The sequence below is a fragment of the Kribbella soli genome (assembly GCF_004331345.1).
GTDB classification, from domain to species: Bacteria; Actinomycetota; Actinomycetes; order Propionibacteriales; family Kribbellaceae; genus Kribbella; species Kribbella soli.
On the sequence record NZ_SJJZ01000004.1, the window covers coordinates 583,605 to 600,284 of the forward strand.

15 protein-coding genes are annotated in these 16,680 nt (G+C 67.8%); 6 read left to right on the forward strand and 9 right to left on the reverse strand.

The window, feature by feature from the left end; genetic code table 11:
• Window positions 1–5: 5 nt before the first annotated feature.
• The 4 genes from E0H45_RS33595 to E0H45_RS33610 form a co-directional block, all read right to left on the reverse strand.
• Window positions 6–875: a carbohydrate ABC transporter permease gene (locus E0H45_RS33595; protein ID WP_131344934.1), complete on the reverse strand. Its 870-nt coding sequence runs from the start codon at window positions 873–875 to the stop codon at window positions 6–8.
• The gene (locus tag E0H45_RS33600; protein WP_131344936.1) at window positions 872–1,822 is read right to left on the reverse strand and encodes a carbohydrate ABC transporter permease; all 951 of its coding nucleotides are present in this window, start codon (window positions 1,820–1,822) and stop codon (window positions 872–874) included. Before E0H45_RS33600 ends, E0H45_RS33595 begins: the two co-directional genes overlap by 4 nt.
• Window positions 1,822–3,183 (reverse strand): ABC transporter substrate-binding protein, encoded by a 1,362-nt coding sequence (locus E0H45_RS33605; protein ID WP_131344937.1) that lies wholly within the window; start codon window positions 3,181–3,183, stop codon window positions 1,822–1,824. The genes E0H45_RS33600 and E0H45_RS33605 overlap by 1 nt, the downstream gene beginning before the upstream one ends.
• Before the next feature lie 172 nt (window positions 3,184–3,355).
• Entirely contained in the window at window positions 3,356–4,348 is a 993-nt protein-coding gene (locus E0H45_RS33610) for a LacI family DNA-binding transcriptional regulator (RefSeq protein WP_131344939.1), read from the reverse strand.
• A 67-nt stretch (window positions 4,349–4,415) separates the two neighbouring features.
• Here E0H45_RS33610 and E0H45_RS33615 point away from each other — a divergent pair, with 67 nt between their 5' ends.
• From E0H45_RS33615 to E0H45_RS33625, 3 genes are all read left to right on the forward strand, one after another.
• Window positions 4,416–5,663, forward strand: a complete 1,248-nt coding sequence (locus E0H45_RS33615; RefSeq protein ID WP_420323356.1) for a DUF4032 domain-containing protein — start codon at window positions 4,416–4,418, stop codon at window positions 5,661–5,663.
• A gap of 217 nt (window positions 5,664–5,880) precedes the next feature.
• A complete protein-coding gene (locus E0H45_RS33620; protein ID WP_131344943.1) occupies window positions 5,881–6,375 on the forward strand; it encodes a SigE family RNA polymerase sigma factor in 495 nt (164 codons plus the stop codon).
• Window position 6,376: 1 nt separating this feature from the next.
• Window positions 6,377–7,417 (forward strand): hypothetical protein, encoded by a 1,041-nt coding sequence (locus E0H45_RS33625; protein WP_131344945.1) that lies wholly within the window; start codon window positions 6,377–6,379, stop codon window positions 7,415–7,417.
• On the opposite strand, the gene E0H45_RS33630 is transcribed toward E0H45_RS33625, so the two are convergent.
• From E0H45_RS33630 to E0H45_RS33650, 5 genes are read right to left on the reverse strand one after another with little or no spacing between them, the layout of a single operon-like run.
• Window positions 7,406–8,233 (reverse strand): glycoside hydrolase family 16 protein, encoded by an 828-nt coding sequence (locus E0H45_RS33630; protein WP_131344947.1) that lies wholly within the window; start codon window positions 8,231–8,233, stop codon window positions 7,406–7,408. The genes E0H45_RS33625 and E0H45_RS33630 overlap by 12 nt on opposite strands.
• A complete protein-coding gene (locus E0H45_RS33635; RefSeq protein WP_131344949.1) occupies window positions 8,230–9,051 on the reverse strand; it encodes a carbohydrate ABC transporter permease in 822 nt (273 codons plus the stop codon). The genes E0H45_RS33630 and E0H45_RS33635 overlap by 4 nt, the downstream gene beginning before the upstream one ends.
• Window positions 9,048–10,031 carry a carbohydrate ABC transporter permease gene (locus tag E0H45_RS33640; RefSeq protein ID WP_131344951.1) on the reverse strand — a complete coding sequence of 328 codons (984 nt, stop codon included), beginning with the start codon at window positions 10,029–10,031 and terminating at the stop codon, window positions 9,048–9,050. Before E0H45_RS33640 ends, E0H45_RS33635 begins: the two co-directional genes overlap by 4 nt.
• A complete protein-coding gene (locus E0H45_RS33645; RefSeq protein WP_131344953.1) occupies window positions 10,028–11,392 on the reverse strand; it encodes an extracellular solute-binding protein in 1,365 nt (454 codons plus the stop codon). The genes E0H45_RS33640 and E0H45_RS33645 overlap by 4 nt, the downstream gene beginning before the upstream one ends.
• Window positions 11,393–11,402: 10 nt before the next feature.
• Window positions 11,403–12,182: an NAD-dependent epimerase/dehydratase family protein gene (locus E0H45_RS33650; protein ID WP_131344955.1), complete on the reverse strand. Its 780-nt coding sequence runs from the start codon at window positions 12,180–12,182 to the stop codon at window positions 11,403–11,405.
• A 143-nt stretch (window positions 12,183–12,325) separates the two neighbouring features.
• On the opposite strand from E0H45_RS33650, the gene E0H45_RS33655 reads away from it, so the two are divergent.
• Genes E0H45_RS33655 through E0H45_RS33665 form a run of 3 tightly spaced genes read left to right on the forward strand, consistent with a single transcriptional unit; the run spans window position 12,326 to window position 15,944 of the window.
• The gene (locus E0H45_RS33655) at window positions 12,326–13,573 is read left to right on the forward strand and encodes an ROK family transcriptional regulator (RefSeq protein ID WP_131344957.1); all 1,248 of its coding nucleotides are present in this window, start codon (window positions 12,326–12,328) and stop codon (window positions 13,571–13,573) included.
• Entirely contained in the window at window positions 13,570–14,715 is a 1,146-nt protein-coding gene (gene dgoD / locus E0H45_RS33660) for a galactonate dehydratase (RefSeq protein WP_131344959.1), read from the forward strand. The genes E0H45_RS33655 and dgoD overlap by 4 nt, the downstream gene beginning before the upstream one ends.
• Window positions 14,709–15,944 carry a glycoside hydrolase family 27 protein gene (locus tag E0H45_RS33665; protein WP_202872644.1) on the forward strand — a complete coding sequence of 412 codons (1,236 nt, stop codon included), beginning with the start codon at window positions 14,709–14,711 and terminating at the stop codon, window positions 15,942–15,944. The genes dgoD and E0H45_RS33665 overlap by 7 nt, the downstream gene beginning before the upstream one ends.
• Window positions 15,945–16,680: the final 736 nt, after the last annotated feature.

The following is a 16,680-nucleotide window of genomic DNA, read 5'->3' on the forward strand; positions in this document are numbered from 1 at the left end:
TCTCCTCAACCTTTCAGGCTTCCGGCCGTGAGCCCGGCCATGATGCTGCGCTGGAACACGAAGAACACGAGGATCGTGGGAAGGCTGGCGATCACCAGCGAGGCGATCAGGACGTTCTGCGGCATCTGGGCGGACAGCGACGCGATGCCGACGCTGATCGACATCTTGTCCGTCTCCGGCAGCACCAGCAGCGGCCAGACGAAGTCCTTCCAGACCGTGACCACGGACAGGATCGACACCACGCCGATGATCGGCCGGGAGACCGGCAGCACGATAGACCAGAGGATCCGCAACGGTGACGCGCCGTCGATCTCGGCCGCCTCCAGCAGTTCCTTCGGGATCGAGTCGAAGAACCGCTTGAGCAGGAACACGAAGAACCCGTTCGCTGCCGCCGGCAACCAGATCGCCCACGGGGTGTTCAGCAGGTCCAGGTGCAGGATCGGCAGGTCCTTCGCCACCAGGTACGTCGGCAGCAGCAGGACCATCGGCGGGATCATCAACGTCGCCAGCATCGCGCCGAGCACGAGCTTCCCGAGCACGGGCCGCAGCTTCGACAGCGCGTACGCCGCCGACACGTCGACCGCAAGCGTCAACAGCCACGCGCCACCGGCGTACACGGCGGTGTTCTTGAGGAACACGCCCAACTGGAGCTGGTCCCAGGCCTCTTTGTAGACGCTGAAGTCGACCGACTTCGGGAAGAAGCTGGGTGGGATCTGCGCGAGCTCGTCGGGCGACTTGAGTGCGCCGCTCACCATCCAGTAGAACGGGAACACGAACGCGCCGGTGAAGCCGACGACCGTCACCGTCAGGATCGTCCAATAGATGATCCGGCCGTGCGGGGTGCGAAGCGCGAGAGGTGACACCAGGGTTCTCATCGCTCGGCCTCCTCGCGGGACACGCGCAGGTAGATCGTGGAGAAGACCAGCAGGACGATCATCAGCATCAGGCCGAGAGCGGAGCCGCCGCCGAAGTCACCGAAGTTGAACGCGTACTGGTACATCAGGTACGCGACAGTGACGGTCGCATTCTCCGGGCCGCCGCCGGTCAGCAGGTACGGCTCGATGAAGACTTGCATGGTGGCGACGACCTGCAGGAGCAGCATCACCAGCAGGATCAGCTTGGTCTGCGGGATCGTCACGTGCCAGACCCGCTTCAACAGTCCGGCACCGTCGAGCTCCGCCGACTCATACAGGTCGCCCGGGATGCTCTGCAGCGCGGCGAGGTAGATCAGCGTGCCGGTGCCGAGGTTCATCCAGGTCGACACGATCACCAGACTGACAAGCGCCGTACTCGTGGAGTCCAGCCAGCTCAACGCCGGAAGATGCACCGCGTCGAGCGCCTGGTTGAACAGGCCGGCTCCGGGGTCGTAGAACCACTTGAACAGCAGTACGGCGACCGCGGGCGGGAGCATCACGGGCAGGTAGACGACGAAGCGCAGGTACGCCTTCGCGTGCTTGAGTTCGTTGAGCACCACGGCCAGCACGAACGGTACGGCGTACCCGATCACCAGTGCCAGCCCGCTGAACGCCGCGGTGTTCAGCCACGCGGACCGGAACGCCGGGTCCGCGACGACCGTCCGGAAGTTGTCGAACCCGACCCACTCCCCCGGATCGACGAAGTTGTTCTGCTGGAAGCTCAGCACGATCTCCCGGATCATCGGATACCAGGAGAACAACGCGAAACAGATCAGGGCGGCGCACAGGAAGCCGTACGCCGTGAGGTTTCGCCCCACCGCCCTCCGCAGAGCGCCGTGGTCGTCGGGGGATCGCGGGTCCGTCGCCCCCGACTGGGCACGACGGACCCACTCCTCGGTCACCGTCATTACGTGTTCTTCGCCAGGATCTTGTTCGCTTTGCCTTCCGCGTCGCTCAGCAGCTTGTCGATGTCGGCGTCCTTGCGGGTCAGCACCGCGGACATCGCCACGTCGAGGACGGCGTACAGCTCCTGCGCCTTCGGGGGTTCGAGCTTGTTGGTGATGTTGCCCTGGGCGTCGACGTACGGCGTGAAGTTGTCGACCGGGACGGTGGCGTACTTCTTGCGCAGCGAGTTGATCTCGTTGCCCGGGGCACTGTTCCCGTACAGGTCCGGGATCGGCAGACCGACCGGCCGGCCCTGCTCCTTCGACCGCGCGTAGTCGAACTGGCCCTGGCCCGGCGTCAGCTCGTGGAACTCGAGCCACAGCAGGCCCGCCTTGATCTTCTCCGGCGACGCCTTCGGGTTGAACATGTACCCGTCGCCACCACTCAGCGACGACTTCCCGTCCGACTCCGGTACGGCGGCGACGCCGTAGTCGTCGAACTTGCCCTTGAAGTCGTTGTTCACCGACTGCACAACGTCCGGCGCACCGACCATCATGCCGAGCTTGCCGCCGCCCATCATGCGCATCAGATCCTCCCACTGCAGCAGCTGCTTGCTGCCCATGGAGTTGTCGTCCCAGCGCATCCTCTTCAGGTTCTCGAGGACGGCCTTGCCCTCGTCGCTCTTGAACGCGGCCGTCTTCCCGTCGTCGCTGACCATCGACCCGCCGCGCGCATACAGCTCCGCGGCGAAGTGCCAGCCGCCGGTGTTGCCGGCCGAGTACTCACCGAAGCCGACGTACCCCGGACCGAGCGCGGCGATCTTCTTCGCGGCCGTCCGGACCTCGTCCCAGGTCTTCGGCGGGTTGGCCGGGTCGAGACCGGCCTGGGTGAACAGCTTCCGGTTGTAGACCAGGCCCATGTTGTAGTTGTTCCGCGGCAGGCCGTACGTCTGGTCGCCGTCCTTGAAGACGCTCATCACGTCCTTGCGCAGGTCGTTCACCGGCTTCACGCTGCCGACGTACTGGCTGATGTCCGCGGCCTGCTTCTTCTCGATGATCTTCCGGACGTCGGTGTAGTAGACGTAGAAGACGTCCTCCTGCGTCCCGCCGGCCAGCTTCGCCTGGAAGGTGTCCGGGTTGATGCAGGGGAACGCGTCCTTGCCCTCGACCGTGATGTTCGGGTGCGCCTTCTGGAACGCGGCGACATCGGCCTCCCACGCCTCACGTTCCTTCGGGTTGCTCTTCGGCGGCTCGCAGCCGACCGTGATCGTCACCGGACCGTCGGCCGCCCCCGACGGCTCCTTGTCGTCCGATCCGCAGGACGCGGCCACCAGCCCGAGTCCCATCACCAGCAGCAGGCTGAGCCCGCGGCGCGTTGTGGTCATCTCCACCCTCTCCCTTTCCTGGTGCCGACACCGTAGGGAACTGGACGCGTGAGCGCAATACTTCGATCTGGCATTGCAAAAACATGACTTCACGTGGAAGATTATCTGCCGGAGGGCAAACGACAGCAGCCGCCGACCTCATCGGTCAGCGGCTGCTCGGTACTGCGTGGGACTAGATGCGCGCCCGTGCGGTGGAGGCGCGGACGACGAGCTCGGGCTCGAAGAGGAGTTCGTCGGCGGGGACGACAGCGCGTTCGATCAGGGCGACCAGCATGTCGACGGCGGCGCGGCCCATCGCGTCGATCGGCTGCCGGACGGTGGTCAGCGGCGGGTCGGTGCAGTTCATCATCGCGGAGTCGTCGTACCCGATCACCGAGACCTCGTCGGGGACGCTCAGGCCGGCTCTGCGTACGGCGCGGATGGCACCGAGGGCGAGGATGTCGCTGGCGCAGACGATGCCGGTGACACCGGCGTTCACCAGCTTGGTCGCAGCCGCGTGCCCTCCCTCGAGCGAGAACATCGTGTGCTCGACCAGCCCCGGATCCGCCTCCTCCGCGGCCATGAACGCTTCCAGCTTCCGCCGTGACGGGATGTGGTCGCGCGGGCCGAGAACCATCCCGATCCGCCGGTGCCCAAGGGCTCGCAGGTGGCCGATGGCCATCTCCGCGGCCACGTAATCGTCCGACGACACCTGCGGGAAGCCGAGGTGATCGACGGCCGCGTTGACCAGTACGGTCGGCAGCTTGCGCTCCTGGATCAGCTCGTAGTGCTGGTGCGGTGCGTCCGCCTGCGCGTAGAACCCACCGGCGAACACAACCCCTGACACCTGCTGCTGGAGGAGCAGATCCACGTAGTCGGCCTCGGACACGCCGCCGACGGTTCGGGTGCAGAGCAACGACGTGAAACCTTGCTGCGCGAGGGCGCCGCCGACGACCTCGGCGAACGCCGGGAAGATCGGGTTCTGCAACTCCGGCAGCACCAGGCCGACCAGTCGGGCGCGATCACCCCGGAGCTGCGTGGGCCGCTCGTACCCGAGCACGTCGAGCGCGGTCAGGACGGCTTCCCGGGTAGCCTCGGAGACCCCGGGCTTCCCGTTCAGCACCCGGCTCACGGTGGCTTCGCTGACGCCGACCTTCTTCGCCACCTCTGCAAGTCGTCGTGTCATGACGCAAACTCTACGCCTATTCACGCAAGAATTTGCAAAGACTTGCGTACCTCGCTGAACTCTCAGGATTCCTGACACACTGGGAGCCGTGCCTCGATTCGTCGCCACCCGCCCGGACACCGGTCTGCTGTCGCTCCCGTGGGACGTCCCGCTGGAGGACTGGCCCGAAGACCAGCTGGTCGCGCTGCCGCGCGGTATCTCGCGGCACGTGGTCCGCTTCGTCCGGGTCAACGGCAGCGTGTACGCGATCAAGGAGGTCCTCGAGCACCTGGCGATGCACGAGTACCGCCTGCTCCGCGACCTCGAACGGCTGGAGGCCCCGTCCGTCGAACCCGTCGGCGTGATCACCGACCGGATCGACCGCGACGGTGAGCCGATCGACTCGATCCTGATCACCCGGCACCTGCAGTTCTCGCTGCCGTACCGGGCGCTGTTCTCCAGCACGCTGCGCCCCGACACCGTCAACCGGCTGATCGACGCCCTGGTCGCGCTGATCGTCCGGCTGCACCTGCTCGGCTTCTTCTGGGGCGACTGCTCGCTGTCGAACACCCTGTTCCGGCGCGACGCCGGCGCGTTCGCGGCGTACCTGGTGGACGCCGAGACCGGTGAGCTGCACCAGGACATCTCGGACGGGCAGCGGGCGCACGACCTCTACACGGCGGAGATCAACCTGTTCGGTGAGCTCCTCGACCTGCAGGAGGGCGGTCTGCTCGACGAGTCGATCGACCCGCAGGAGACGGTCGAGTCGATCCAGAAGCGGTACGAGGCGCTGTGGTCCGAGCTGACCGCGCCGGAGGAGTTCGGAGGAGACGAGATGCACCGGCTGGACTCGCGGATCCGCCGGCTGAACGAACTCGGCTTCGACGTCGCCGAGATCGACATCATCACCGACTGGGACGGCAGCCAGGTCCGGATCCAGCCGAAGGTCGTCGACGCCGGGCACCACTCGCGGCGACTGCTCCGGCTGACCGGGCTGGACGTCGAGGAGAACCAGGCCCGCCGGCTGCTGAACGACCTGGACTCGTTCGCCGCCTCGACCGACCAGCAGAACGAGGACGAGGAGATCGTCGCCCACCAGTGGCTGACCGAGGTCTTCGAACCCGTCGTCCGCGCGGTCCCCCGCGACCTGAAGCGCAAACTCGAGCCCGCCGAGGTCTTCCACGAGGTCCTCGAACACCGCTGGTTCCTGTCCGAACAAGCCGGTCACGAGGTCGACACGATGGAAGCGGCCCGCTCGTACGTCGACGAAGTACTGGCCGCGAAGCCGGACGAGAAACTGGCACTGCCGACGCCGACGCTTCCCGAACCTGACTAGGTCCTGTCTGGTGATCCAGCGCCGTAGCGAGGAGGTGCTCGGTGCGGTGGCTCGGCGTGCGGGGGCGAAGGTCTCGATGCGGAGCATCGTGGCCTTTGCACCCGTGCGGCGAGGTGCCGTGCCGAGTGCCCCGCAGTAGGCGATGGATCACCAGACAGGACCTAAATCCCTGCAACGTTCCGGGGCTCACCGGCGTGATGTGGGTGGGAGGTGCCGGATGGAGACGCCGGAGTTCGACGAGTGGGTGGCGCAGCGGGGGTCCGCGCTGTTGCGGTTCGCCTATCTGCTCACCCGCGACCACGCGCGCGCCGAGGAGGCCGTGCAGGACGCGCTGATCGCCGCCTACTCACGGTGGACCCGGATCTGCCGCGGTCAGGATCCCGAGGCGTACGTCCGGCGCTCGATCGTGAACGCCGACATCTCCCGCTGGCGCCGCTTCCGCCGGCACGAGACACCGACCGCGGATCCGGTGCAGACCTCGTCCCGGCCGGACCATGCCGACGCGCAGGCGGAGCAGGACGCGGTCTGGACGCTGTGCGCGACCTTGCCGACCAAGCAACGCGCCGCCGTCATCCTGCGGTACTACGAGGACCTGCCCGACGCCGAGATCGCCGAGATCCTCGACTGCTCGCCCGCCACCGTCCGCTCGCAGGTCCATCGGGCGCTGGCCACTCTGCGGACCACGCTGACCACGGCCGGGGAGGCCACCTGATATGGACGCCACCGAAGACCTGATCGCGGAGAGCCTGTCGCAGCACGCAGCGGACGCGCCGTCGGACGAGCACCTGCTGTCGACTGTCCAGCACCGCCTGCACCGCCGCCGTACCGGTCGCACCATCGGAGCCGCCGTGCTGGCCTGCGCGGCTGTCGCGACCGCGATCACCGCGGCCCATTCGCTCACGGGCGAACTCCGGACCGACCCGCAGGTCGCCCGCCCGGGCACACCCGACTCCGGCTGGCACTGGGAGTCGTACAAGACCGCGCAGGTACAGGTCCCGGACTCGTGGACGCAGTACATCTCCGGACCAGCACCTTGTACGACGTTCGGCAATACGGCTCTCCCCACGATCGGGCGGTTCAACGACTGGCTCGGGAAGAACGGCTACACGTGTGAGGACGCCGTACTCCCGCTGGGGCGGCGTGCGCCGTACCTGTGGTTCAACGACGTCCAGGCGCCCGGGACCAAGCAGTACGACGCCGGCTGGACCGAGGAGACCCGCTTGGTCGGCGGCACCAAGATCAGCGTGCTGACCCAGGACGACGCACTCCGCCGCCGCATCCTGGACTCGGCCCGCCCGATCACCGGCACGGACTACTACGGCTGCCCGCCGACCGACCTCGGACCGCGCGGCACGGGCCTGAATGCGAAGGACCCGATCACCTCGGCCACCATCTGTGAGTACTGGCAGGGCTCGCTGATCGCTGCATCCCAGCTCGCCGCCAAGCCCGCCGCCGCGTTCGCGCAGCGAATCAACGCCTCACCGGAAGGTCCACAGCGAGCCCGCTTCGAGGGGTGCAGACAGCCCGATCAACGGACCTACGTCGTCACGCTGCACGGCCGCGAGAAGTCCTACCCGGTCTCGCTCATCGCCGACTACTGCACCGTGGACCACACCTTCCCGACCGACGACGGCAGCACCGTACGCCGCGCCGACGCCATCACCCTCGACCTGCTCAAGCAAGGCGTCCACAAACCCAACCAACCCAGCGACCTCTTCGACCCAGCCGGCCCCCTGACTCCGTCACCGCGCTGAGTAGACGCGGACATAGTCGACGTCGAAGGAGTTCGGGAATGGCGTCGTGGCGTCGGGTGGGCCGCCGCGGTCCGCGTTGGCCCAGGTGCCGCTGTTGAGGACGACGTACATGGGTTTGTCGGGGACCTGGGCGCCGGTGATGGTCGAGGTCGGTTTGCCGTCGACGGTGAAGGTGATGTGGCCGGGTGACCACAGCACGCCGTACGTGTGCCAACCGGTCGTGGGATTGAGTCCCGTCGCCCAATGGCTGTCCCACCGGACGTCGGGCCAGGTTCCCGACGCGAGGCCGCTGTGCATGCTCTCGATGGAGCCGAACCATTCGGCGACATCGATCTCCGGTGGCCAGCTGCGGTCCTGCGGAATCAGCCAGAACGCAGGCCACAAACCCTTGCCGGCCGGGAACTTCGCGCAGATCTCCCAGTACCCGTAGGTCTGGGAGAACTTGTCGTGCGAAGAGATGAACCCTTCGGTGTACTGGTACGTCCCGGCCGGATCCGTGCCGACCACCGGCTTGTTGTCGGTCACCAGCCGCAACTTCCCACCGGACAGCACGACGTTGTCGTCGACGGCATAACTCCCGTACGACGTGTTGTGGTAATGCCCTCCCGCCCGTCCGGGGAAGTCCATCACTGTGCTCCACGACCGCCGGTCCAACGCCCGGCCGCCGAACTCGTCGTGCCAACTCAACTGCATGCCAGCAGGTCGCTGCGGCGAGGACGTACACGTGGGACTCGTCGCCTGTGCCTGGGTGGGGACGCTGGTGAGGCTTGCCGCGAGCAACAACGCGGCAGCGCCGAAGATTCGTAGTCTCATCATTTGATCCCTGACGTCGAGAAGCCGCTGACGAAGCGGCGTTGCATGAACAGGAAGAGGATCAGGACGGGGAGGACGTACATCACGGCGCCGGCGGCGACCAGGTTGTTCAGCGGGAGGCCCTTGTCGTTGACGTAGCCGGTCGCCATCGCCACGGCCAGGGTCGTGCTGTCCTGGCTGAGGAACATGGCCGGGCCGACGAAGTCGCCCCAGGCGTGCGTGAAGGAGAGGATCACGCTGGCCGCGATCACCGGCCAGGACTGTGGCAGGAAGATCCGCCAGAAGATCCCGACGTACCCGCAGCCGTCGATGATCGCGGCCTCCTCCATCTCCCGTGGGATGCCGGCGAAGAACTGCCGGAACAGGAAGATCAGGAACGCGCTACCACCCAGTCCCCACGCGACCCACGGCCAGTACGTGTTGACCATGTGCAGCTTCGCGAAGATCAGGTACGTCGGGACCAGCGTGACGATCCCCGGCAACATCATCGTGGCGAGCAGCACGACGAACAGCTGCTTCTTCCCGGGAGCGGTCAACCGGGCGAACCCGAATCCGACCCACGCCGAGCTCAGCGTGGTCAACGTCGTACTGATGAACGCGATGGTCAGCGAGTTCTGCGCGGCGCCGAGGAAGTTCACACTGGTGATCGCCTCGGTGTAGTTCGCGAACCGCGGCTGCGAGGGCCACCAGGTCGGCGGGAACGACGCCATCTCGGCCGACGACTTCAGCGAGCTCGACACCAGCCACAGGATCGGGCTGATCATCACCAGGACGACAGCCAACAGCACAAGGGAAAGCGCCCACCGGTAGGTCCGGGTCATTTCGCCCCCTCCGGCTCGACGGTGTAGAAGACGGTCCGGGCGCTCACCTTGATGATCAGCAGCGTGACGAGCAGGATCACCGCGAACAGCAGCCACAACATCGCCGACGCGTAGCCGAAGCGGGACGCGCTGAAGTACTGCGCGAACACGTGGATCATGTACAGGTAGTTGCCCTGGGGCACTGCCCCGGCTCCGCTCAGCGAGCCCGACGACAACAGCAACGGCGCGAACGACTGCAGCGAGCCGATCATGCCGGTGATCACCTGGAACAGGATCACCGGCGACAGCAGCGGGATGGTGATCCTGGTGAACGACTGCCAGTACGACGCGCCGTCGACCTGCGCCGCCTCGAGCAGCTCCCGCGGAATGTCCTGCAACCCCGCCAGCGAGATGATCATCGATCCGCCGCAGCCCCACAGCACCAGGGCATACAGCACATAACGGGCGTTCGGATCCACCAGCCAGGTGATCGGGTTCGCACCGAAGGTGCTCAGGATGCCGTTCGCCGCGCCGGCGTCGCGGTCGAAGATCAACCGGAACGTCAGCGCTGCTCCGACCGGCGGGACCACGGCCGGCAGATAGATCAGCGCCCGGTACAACCCCCTCGCGCGGATCGGCTGGTTCACCATCACCGCCAGCAGCAGCCCGGCGAGGATCGACAACGGGACGGTGACGAGCGCGAACATTCCGGTCTTGGCGAGCGAGCTCAGGGTCAGCGGGTCGTGGAAGATGTCGATGTAGTTCTGGAAGCCGACGAAGTGCGTCCTGGGCGACAGGCCGTCGGAGTCCGTCAGGCTGAGCCAGAACGCGTACCCGAGCGGGAACACGGTCAGGCCGATGAACCCGAGGACCCACGGCGCGACGAACAGGTAGAAGGTGCGCGCCTTGCGCAGCGTCGGCGGCTTCTTCTTCCGGTCCGGGCGTTCCACCGCGGCCTCCGCGACGGTGGAACGCCGTACCTCGGTCGCAGCGGAGCTCACCGCAACCGCTTCTTTCCGTCCGCGAGCTGCGGGTTGATCTGCGAGTTCAGCGTGTCGGCGAACTGACCGGCCGTCATCGAGCCCTTGATTGCCTTGGGCAACTCACGGGTGATGATCGCGTTGATCGCGTCCTGCCGGACGTACGGCGTGAAGGACGTGACCGAGAAGTGCTGCTGCTCCGCCATCTGCACCTCGTAGGCCTGCTTCTGGTACGGCAGCTTCTGCGGCATCAGCTTCTGCAGCGACTTGAGCGGTGGAATGCCCCAGCCGCCGGTCGCGCGCGCCTTCGCGGGGTCGCCGGCCAGGAACCACTCCATCACCGCCCAGGCGGCGTCCTTGTTCTTGCTCGCCTTGGGCATCCACAGGCCGGTCGCGCCGAAGCACGGGCTGACCCGCCGGCCGGTGTCGAACTGCGGCGCCGGCGCGAAGCCGGCCACCTTGGCGGACTTGGGGTCGCCGGCGAACAGGCCGCCGAGCCAGTAGCCGCTGAGCGTGGTCGCCATCCGGCCGGCCTGGAAGGTCGGGCCGTCCCAGCCGTTCGGATCGGGGTTCAGCACGGTCGGCCCGATCCCCGCCTTCGCGTAGTCCAGGTACCAGCTGAGCGCGCGCTGCGCCTCTGAGCTGCTGAAGTCGACCGACGCCAGGTCGTCGGACGTCAGCTTCCCTCCGGCCAGGTCGGTCAGCCAGGTCAGCTGCGTGAACAGGCCCAAGCCGTTCGGATTCAGGCCGTAGACACTGACCTTGGCGCCCTGCCGCTTCACCAGCCGCTTGCCCTCTTCGAGCAGGTCGTCGAGCAGCAGCGGCGTCGTCGCACTCGGATGGGTCACCTTCGCCGCGTCGTACAGCGCGCTGTTGAACCAGATCGTGCAGTCCTGCGAGTAGTCCTTCGCGAAGCCGTACCGCGGGCCACTGCCCTGCTTCTCACCGTCGTACCGCCAGAGGTCGTTGACCGGGTCGATGTCGTCGGCCTTGATCAGCGTGCTCTTCGCGAAGTACGGATCCAGGTTCTCCGCCACCTGCCTGGCCACCAGGTACGGCGTGTCCGTCGCGCCCATGCCCCGGACCACGTCCGGCGGGTTGCCGCTGGCGAGCATCGCGGTCAGCTTGGTCAGGTCGTACTCGACGGTCTTCACGGTGAGGCCGAGCGCCTGCGAGGCCGCCTTCGCCTCCTTCGGGCCGAACTCGCCCGACTGCGACATGACGGTCACAGTGCCCTTGGCGGCCGAGCCCGTGCCGGGGGCGGCGGCTGGGGTGTTCGTGGAGGACGCGGGTGAGCAGCCCACCGCCAGCGCACCGCCGGCGGCCGCGCTGCCGAGCGCCAGGAACCGGCGGCGGGAGAGCCCTGCGTTCGTTGTGGTCATGGCCAGCCTCTCAATCGGATGTTTCTGGGTCGAACAGCCGGCAGACCGGGCCGGAGGAGGGGCCGGCCCGGTCCGCCAGGGCTTCGCTGTCGTCTTCAGGTCGGTAGCCCAGCTCGTGCCGGGCGGAGGTGATGTCCCAGTAGTTGCGGGTGTTCGCGGAGACGCCGAAGTGCGCGCCGTACCGCTCCCGCGACTGCAGGGCGGCGAGCATCAGCCGGCCGGCGTCGTCGTCGGACAGCCACTGCCCGAGGTAGCGGCGTTCGGCCGGCGGCCAACCGGTCAGGCCGAGACGCAGGCAGGTGACCGATGCGCCGGTGCGCTCGGCATGTGTCCGGCCGAGCGCCTCCAGGACGACCTTGCCCAGTCCGTACGGACAGCACGGGCGCGGGTCGAGCCGTGGATCGACAGGCCAGTACTGCGGCCGGTTGTACTCACCCAACGCGTGCAGCGAGCTGGCCAGCACCAGCTTCGGTACGGCGTGCGCCGCAGCGGCCTCGAGCACGACCTGGGTCGTCCACACGTTGGCGGCGTACACGCTGTCCCACGTTTGCCAGGGACTGCTGTTCCCCGCCAGGTGCAGGACTGCGTCCGCTCCGGCCAAGGCGTCGCGGGCCTCCTCGGGATCACCCAGGTCGGCCTGCACCAGCCCGGCGGTTCGCTGCGCCCGTACGGCGCTGTCGATCAGCCGCACCCGGTAGTGCTTGCGCAGCCACGGCAGCACCACCGTGGCGACGCGCCCCAGCCCGCCGGTCACCACCACCAGCGGCGCATTGCTCAGCTCAGCGTCCATGTCGTTCTTCCGGTCGCCGGGCCCGGGGCGATCCCCGAGCTGTGGCAGGAATTGTTCGAGCACTTCGCGGTTTGTGTCAAGAGTGTGAACGCAGTTTGTCAGTTTTGTTGACGGCGGTTCGGAGTTCGTCAATACTTTTCGACGTGGCTGCCAAGGACACCGGATCTCTGCGAGCGCTGCGGCGCACCAACTCCGAACGGATGCTGTCCGCGCTGATGGAGCACGGAGCACTGCACCGCGCGGAGCTGGCGCGGATCTGCGGTGTGTCCCGGACGACGGTGTCGACGATCGTGGCCGACCTGATCACCGGCGGCGTGGTGATCGAAGTGGTCGGCGACCAGGTCGCCCGGGCCGGTATCGACGCGTCCGAGGTCGACGGCCGGGCCCGCGGTTTCCTGCGCGCCAACCCGGCGGCCGGCGCGGCCGCCGGCCTCGACTTCACGCTCGAGCGCGTCTGGTGCCACCTCACCGATCTGTCCGGCGCGACCCTGGCCAGCGACGGGGTCCGTGTGGGTCGGGACACCCCGTGGCAGGAGCGGCTTGCGGCCGGGATCGAGCTGCTCGACGGCCTGCTGGAGCAGACCGGTCGCGGTCGCGACAACCTGGTCGGCGTCGCGATCGGCGTGCCCGGGCCGATCGACCTGCAGACCGGTGTGGTCGGTCCGTCGCTCCCGGGACAGGCCTGGGCCGGGGTGAATGTCGCGGCGGAGTTCGGCCGGCGTCTCGACGTACCGGTGCTGGTGGAGAACAACACGCGGCTGGAGGCGGTGGCCGAGTTCACCTGGGGTGCGGGGCGGGATGTCCGCGACGTGCTGTATCTCGGGCTGTCGACCGGAATCGGGTCCGGACTGCTTGTCGACGGCAACCTTCATCACGGCGGCGCGCGCGGTGGCGGCGGCGAGATCGGCCACCTGTCCGCGGACTCGAACGGCGCGGCCTGTCCGTGCGGGAACCGCGGCTGCCTGGTGCAGTACGCGTCGCTGCAGGCCGTCCTCGCGGCTCTCGCGCCGGTGCTCGGTGAAGACGCCGGCCTCGACGAGCTGCTCGCAGCCGCCGCCGACGGTCAGCCGGAAACCTTGCAGGTGCTGCGGGAAGCCGGCGATTTGACCGGTCGGGTGCTCGCGAACATCTGCAACCTGCTGAACCCGGAGCGGATCATCGTCGGCGGCGAGCTCGCGCGGGCGGGCGATCTGATCCTGGATCCGATCCGCGCCACCCTGCGCCGTACGGCGATGTCACTCACGCGCGACGTCGACGTCGTCGCCGCCGAGCTCGACCTCGGCGCCCGCGCCGGTGCGTCCGGCGCCGCTGCCCTGGTGCTCCGCCAGACCGACCAACTGGTCGCCGCGCTCCTGTCCGCTCCTGACCGGCAACCGAATGAGGCAGTGTGAAGATCGTCGGATACGAGACGTTCCTGGTGGCGCCGCGGTGGCAGTTCCTGCGGATCGACACCGACGAAGGGATCAGCGGGTGGGGGGAACCGATCGTCGAGGGACGTGCCGAGGCCGTCCAGGGCGCGGTCGCGGCCCTGATGGAGTACCTGGTCGGCGCGGATCCGCTGCGGATCGAGGAGCACTGGCAGGTGATGGCGAAGGGCGGCTTCTACCGCGGCGGTCCGGTGCTGTCGAGTGCGCTGGCCGGGATCGACCAGGCGCTGTGGGACATCAAGGGCCGCTACCACGAGGTCCCGGTGCACGAGTTGCTCGGCGGACCGGTCCGGGAGCGGGCGCGCGTCTACACCTGGGTCCACGGCCGCGACAACGCGCAGCTCGTCGACGAGGCCAAAGCCAAGGTGGAGAAGGGATTCACGGCCCTCAAGCTCAACCTGTCCGAGGCGCTGCCCCCGATCCCGTCGCCCGCTCAGCTCCACGCCGCGGTGAGCCGCGTCGAGGCACTGCGCGGTGCCCTCGGCGACGGCGTCGACATCGCACTCGATTTCCACGGCCGGTTCAGTACGGCGGCGACGCGGCAGATCCTGCCCCTGCTCGAGCCGCTGCTGCCGATGTTCGTCGAGGAGCCGGTGCTGCCGGAGTTCGCCCGCGACCTGCGCCGGATCACCGAATCGACCAGCATCCCGATCGCGACCGGCGAGCGGCTGTTCTCCCGCTGGGACTTCCGCGACGTGCTGACCACCGGCATCGCGGTCGCCCAGCCGGACATCTCGCACGCCGGCGGCATCTCCGAAGTGCGCCGGATCGCCGCCATGGCCGAGGCGTACGACGTGAGCGTCGCGCCGCACTGCCCGCTCGGGCCGATCACGCTGGCCGCAAGCCTGCAACTCGACTTCGCGATCCCGAACTTCCTGATCCAGGAACAGAGCCTCGGCATCGAGTACGGCGGCGGCAACGCGCTGCTCGACTACCTGGTGGATCCGGACGTGTTCGCGTTCACCGACGGGCATGTGCAACGCCCGAAGGGTCCCGGCCTGGGCATCGAGGTCGACGAGGACGTCGTACGCGCTGCGGCCGCGGAGCCGCACCGCTGGCGGTCGCCCGTGCTGCGGCACGACGACGGATCCTTCGCGGAATGGTGAGTGCGCCGACCCCGCCGATGGGGTGGAACAGCTGGGACTGCTTCGGTACGACGGTCACCGAGGCCGAGGTGCTCGCGAACGCGCAGGTGATGCACGACCAGTTGCTGCCGTTCGGGTGGGACACCGTGGTCGTGGACATCGCCTGGTACGACCCGACCGCCCGCTCGCACGGCTACAACGAGAACGCGCCGGTCGTCCTGGACGACTACGGCCGCCAACTGCCGGCGCCGCTGCGATTCCCCTCAGCCGCGGGCGGCGCCGGCTTCAAGCCGTTGGCCGCGAAGGTGCACGAGCTCGGACTGAAGTTCGGGCTGCACATCATGCGCGGCATCCCGCGGCGGGCGGTCGAGCTCGACCTGCCGGTGTACGGGACGCACTGGACGGCGCGGGAGATCGCGGACCCCGATCACGTCTGCGCGTGGAACCCGGACAATCTCGGACTGAACCACGATCATCCCGGCGCGCAGGCGTACTACGACGCCCAGGTCGCGCAGTTCGCCGAGTGGGGTGTGGACTTCGTGAAGGCGGACGACATGCTCGCGCCGTACCACGATCGCGAGATCGCGGCGTACGCGCAGGCGATCGCGCGGAGCGGTCGGGACATCGTGCTGTCCTTGTCGCCCGGCACCCGGTTGTCGACGCATCATGTCGAGCATCTGCGGGCCAACGCGCAGCTGTGGCGGATCTCCGACGACCTGTGGGACCGGTGGGAGGACGTGCACGCGCAGTTCGCGCGACTGGCCCGGTGGGCGCCGTTCCAGCAGGCCGGCGGCTGGGCGGACGCGGACATGCTGCCCCTCGGTCACATCGGCATCCGCGCCGAACGCGGCGACGACCGCGACAGCCGCCTCACCGTCGACGAACAGAAGACCCTGCTCACGCTCTGGGTGATGGCCCGCTCCCCACTGATGATGGGCGGCGACCTTCCCACCACGTCCCCGGAAACCCTTGCCCTGTTGAAGAACCCGGCCCTCGCCGAGGTCCTCACCACCTCGTACGACGGCCGCGAGGTTATCCGCGAACCAGTCGACGACGGCGAACTGATCGTCTGGACCGCCCGGGGCCAGAACTGCTCCTACGCAGCAATCTTCTGGACCGGCTCCACCCCACGCGAGGTGACAATCCCCCTGGCATCCCTCGCCGCCGAGGGCGCACCACGCGACCTCTGGGGCGATTCAGTTACCGATGAGGTCCCGGCCCACGGCGTGCGCTGGCTGAAATTCAGCTGACCACCCCAGCCGAGGATCCAAGCTCCGGGTCTTCATATTCAAGGGGCTATCCGGCTCTTGTGACGGATGTGTGGGCGGTGACTGGTGCGCGGAGGCCGGGGCCGGGGCTCGCGGGGGCTTGAACAGGTTGCTGCGTGTCTCCTGTCACCAGTTCCTGTCCGAGGCCACCAGTTCCTGTCTCCGGACCATCGTCGCCGTACCAGCCGCCGGCCAGGCGGCTCGCCCACGCGGCACGGAGCCGAGTACGGAGGATCCATGCCCGATCCGCGCTCCCAAGAGCGGGGAAACAAATGTGCACATCGCGACGATTTCTTTCCCCGCAACGACAGCTCACACTCTCCGGGGCTCCGAAGAACCGGGGAACCGGGGAACTGGGGAACCGGGGAACTGGGGAACTGGGGAACTGGGGAACGGGGGAACTGGGGAACTGGGGAACTGGGGAGGATGTTCTGCCCTGATCGGGCAGGAATGCTCCCCACTCACCTCAGTCCCGCTCGGCCCCGGTGCGAGGAAGCAGGTAGTACACCTATACGTCCTGTCGAACTGCGGTTCTCCGGCGGACTGCAGCTACCTGTGCGCGGTCAGCCCATTGCCGGGGCAAGAGAGACCTTCCGGGTACTGCGGACAGGGAATATCAGGTGCGAGCCCACCAGAACCTGTCACACGGCCCCACAGTTCCCCCACGCATCGGAGAGGAGAGCCGGTTCTCCCTTGCAATGAACGCCATCGGGGGCGC

Bases quoted from the DNA above. Each gene is read 5' to 3' on its own strand.
- E0H45_RS33595 (WP_131344934.1), bottom strand. From the start codon at position 875: ATGAGAACCCTGGTGTCACCTCTCGCGCTTCGCACCCCGCACGGCCGG.
- E0H45_RS33600 (WP_131344936.1), bottom strand. From the start codon at position 1,822: ATGACGGTGACCGAGGAGTGGGTCCGTCGTGCCCAGTCGGGGGCGACG.
- E0H45_RS33605 (WP_131344937.1), bottom strand. From the start codon at position 3,183: ATGACCACAACGCGCCGCGGGCTCAGCCTGCTGCTGGTGATGGGACTC.
- E0H45_RS33610 (WP_131344939.1), bottom strand. From the start codon at position 4,348: ATGACACGACGACTTGCAGAGGTGGCGAAGAAGGTCGGCGTCAGCGAA.
- E0H45_RS33620 (WP_131344943.1), top strand. From the start codon at position 5,881: ATGGAGACGCCGGAGTTCGACGAGTGGGTGGCGCAGCGGGGGTCCGCG.
- E0H45_RS33625 (WP_131344945.1), top strand. From the start codon at position 6,377: ATGGACGCCACCGAAGACCTGATCGCGGAGAGCCTGTCGCAGCACGCA.
- E0H45_RS33630 (WP_131344947.1), bottom strand. From the start codon at position 8,233: ATGATGAGACTACGAATCTTCGGCGCTGCCGCGTTGTTGCTCGCGGCA.
- E0H45_RS33635 (WP_131344949.1), bottom strand. From the start codon at position 9,051: ATGACCCGGACCTACCGGTGGGCGCTTTCCCTTGTGCTGTTGGCTGTC.
- E0H45_RS33645 (WP_131344953.1), bottom strand. From the start codon at position 11,392: ATGACCACAACGAACGCAGGGCTCTCCCGCCGCCGGTTCCTGGCGCTC.
- E0H45_RS33650 (WP_131344955.1), bottom strand. From the start codon at position 12,182: ATGGACGCTGAGCTGAGCAATGCGCCGCTGGTGGTGGTGACCGGCGGG.
- E0H45_RS33665 (WP_202872644.1), top strand. From the start codon at position 14,709: ATGGTGAGTGCGCCGACCCCGCCGATGGGGTGGAACAGCTGGGACTGC.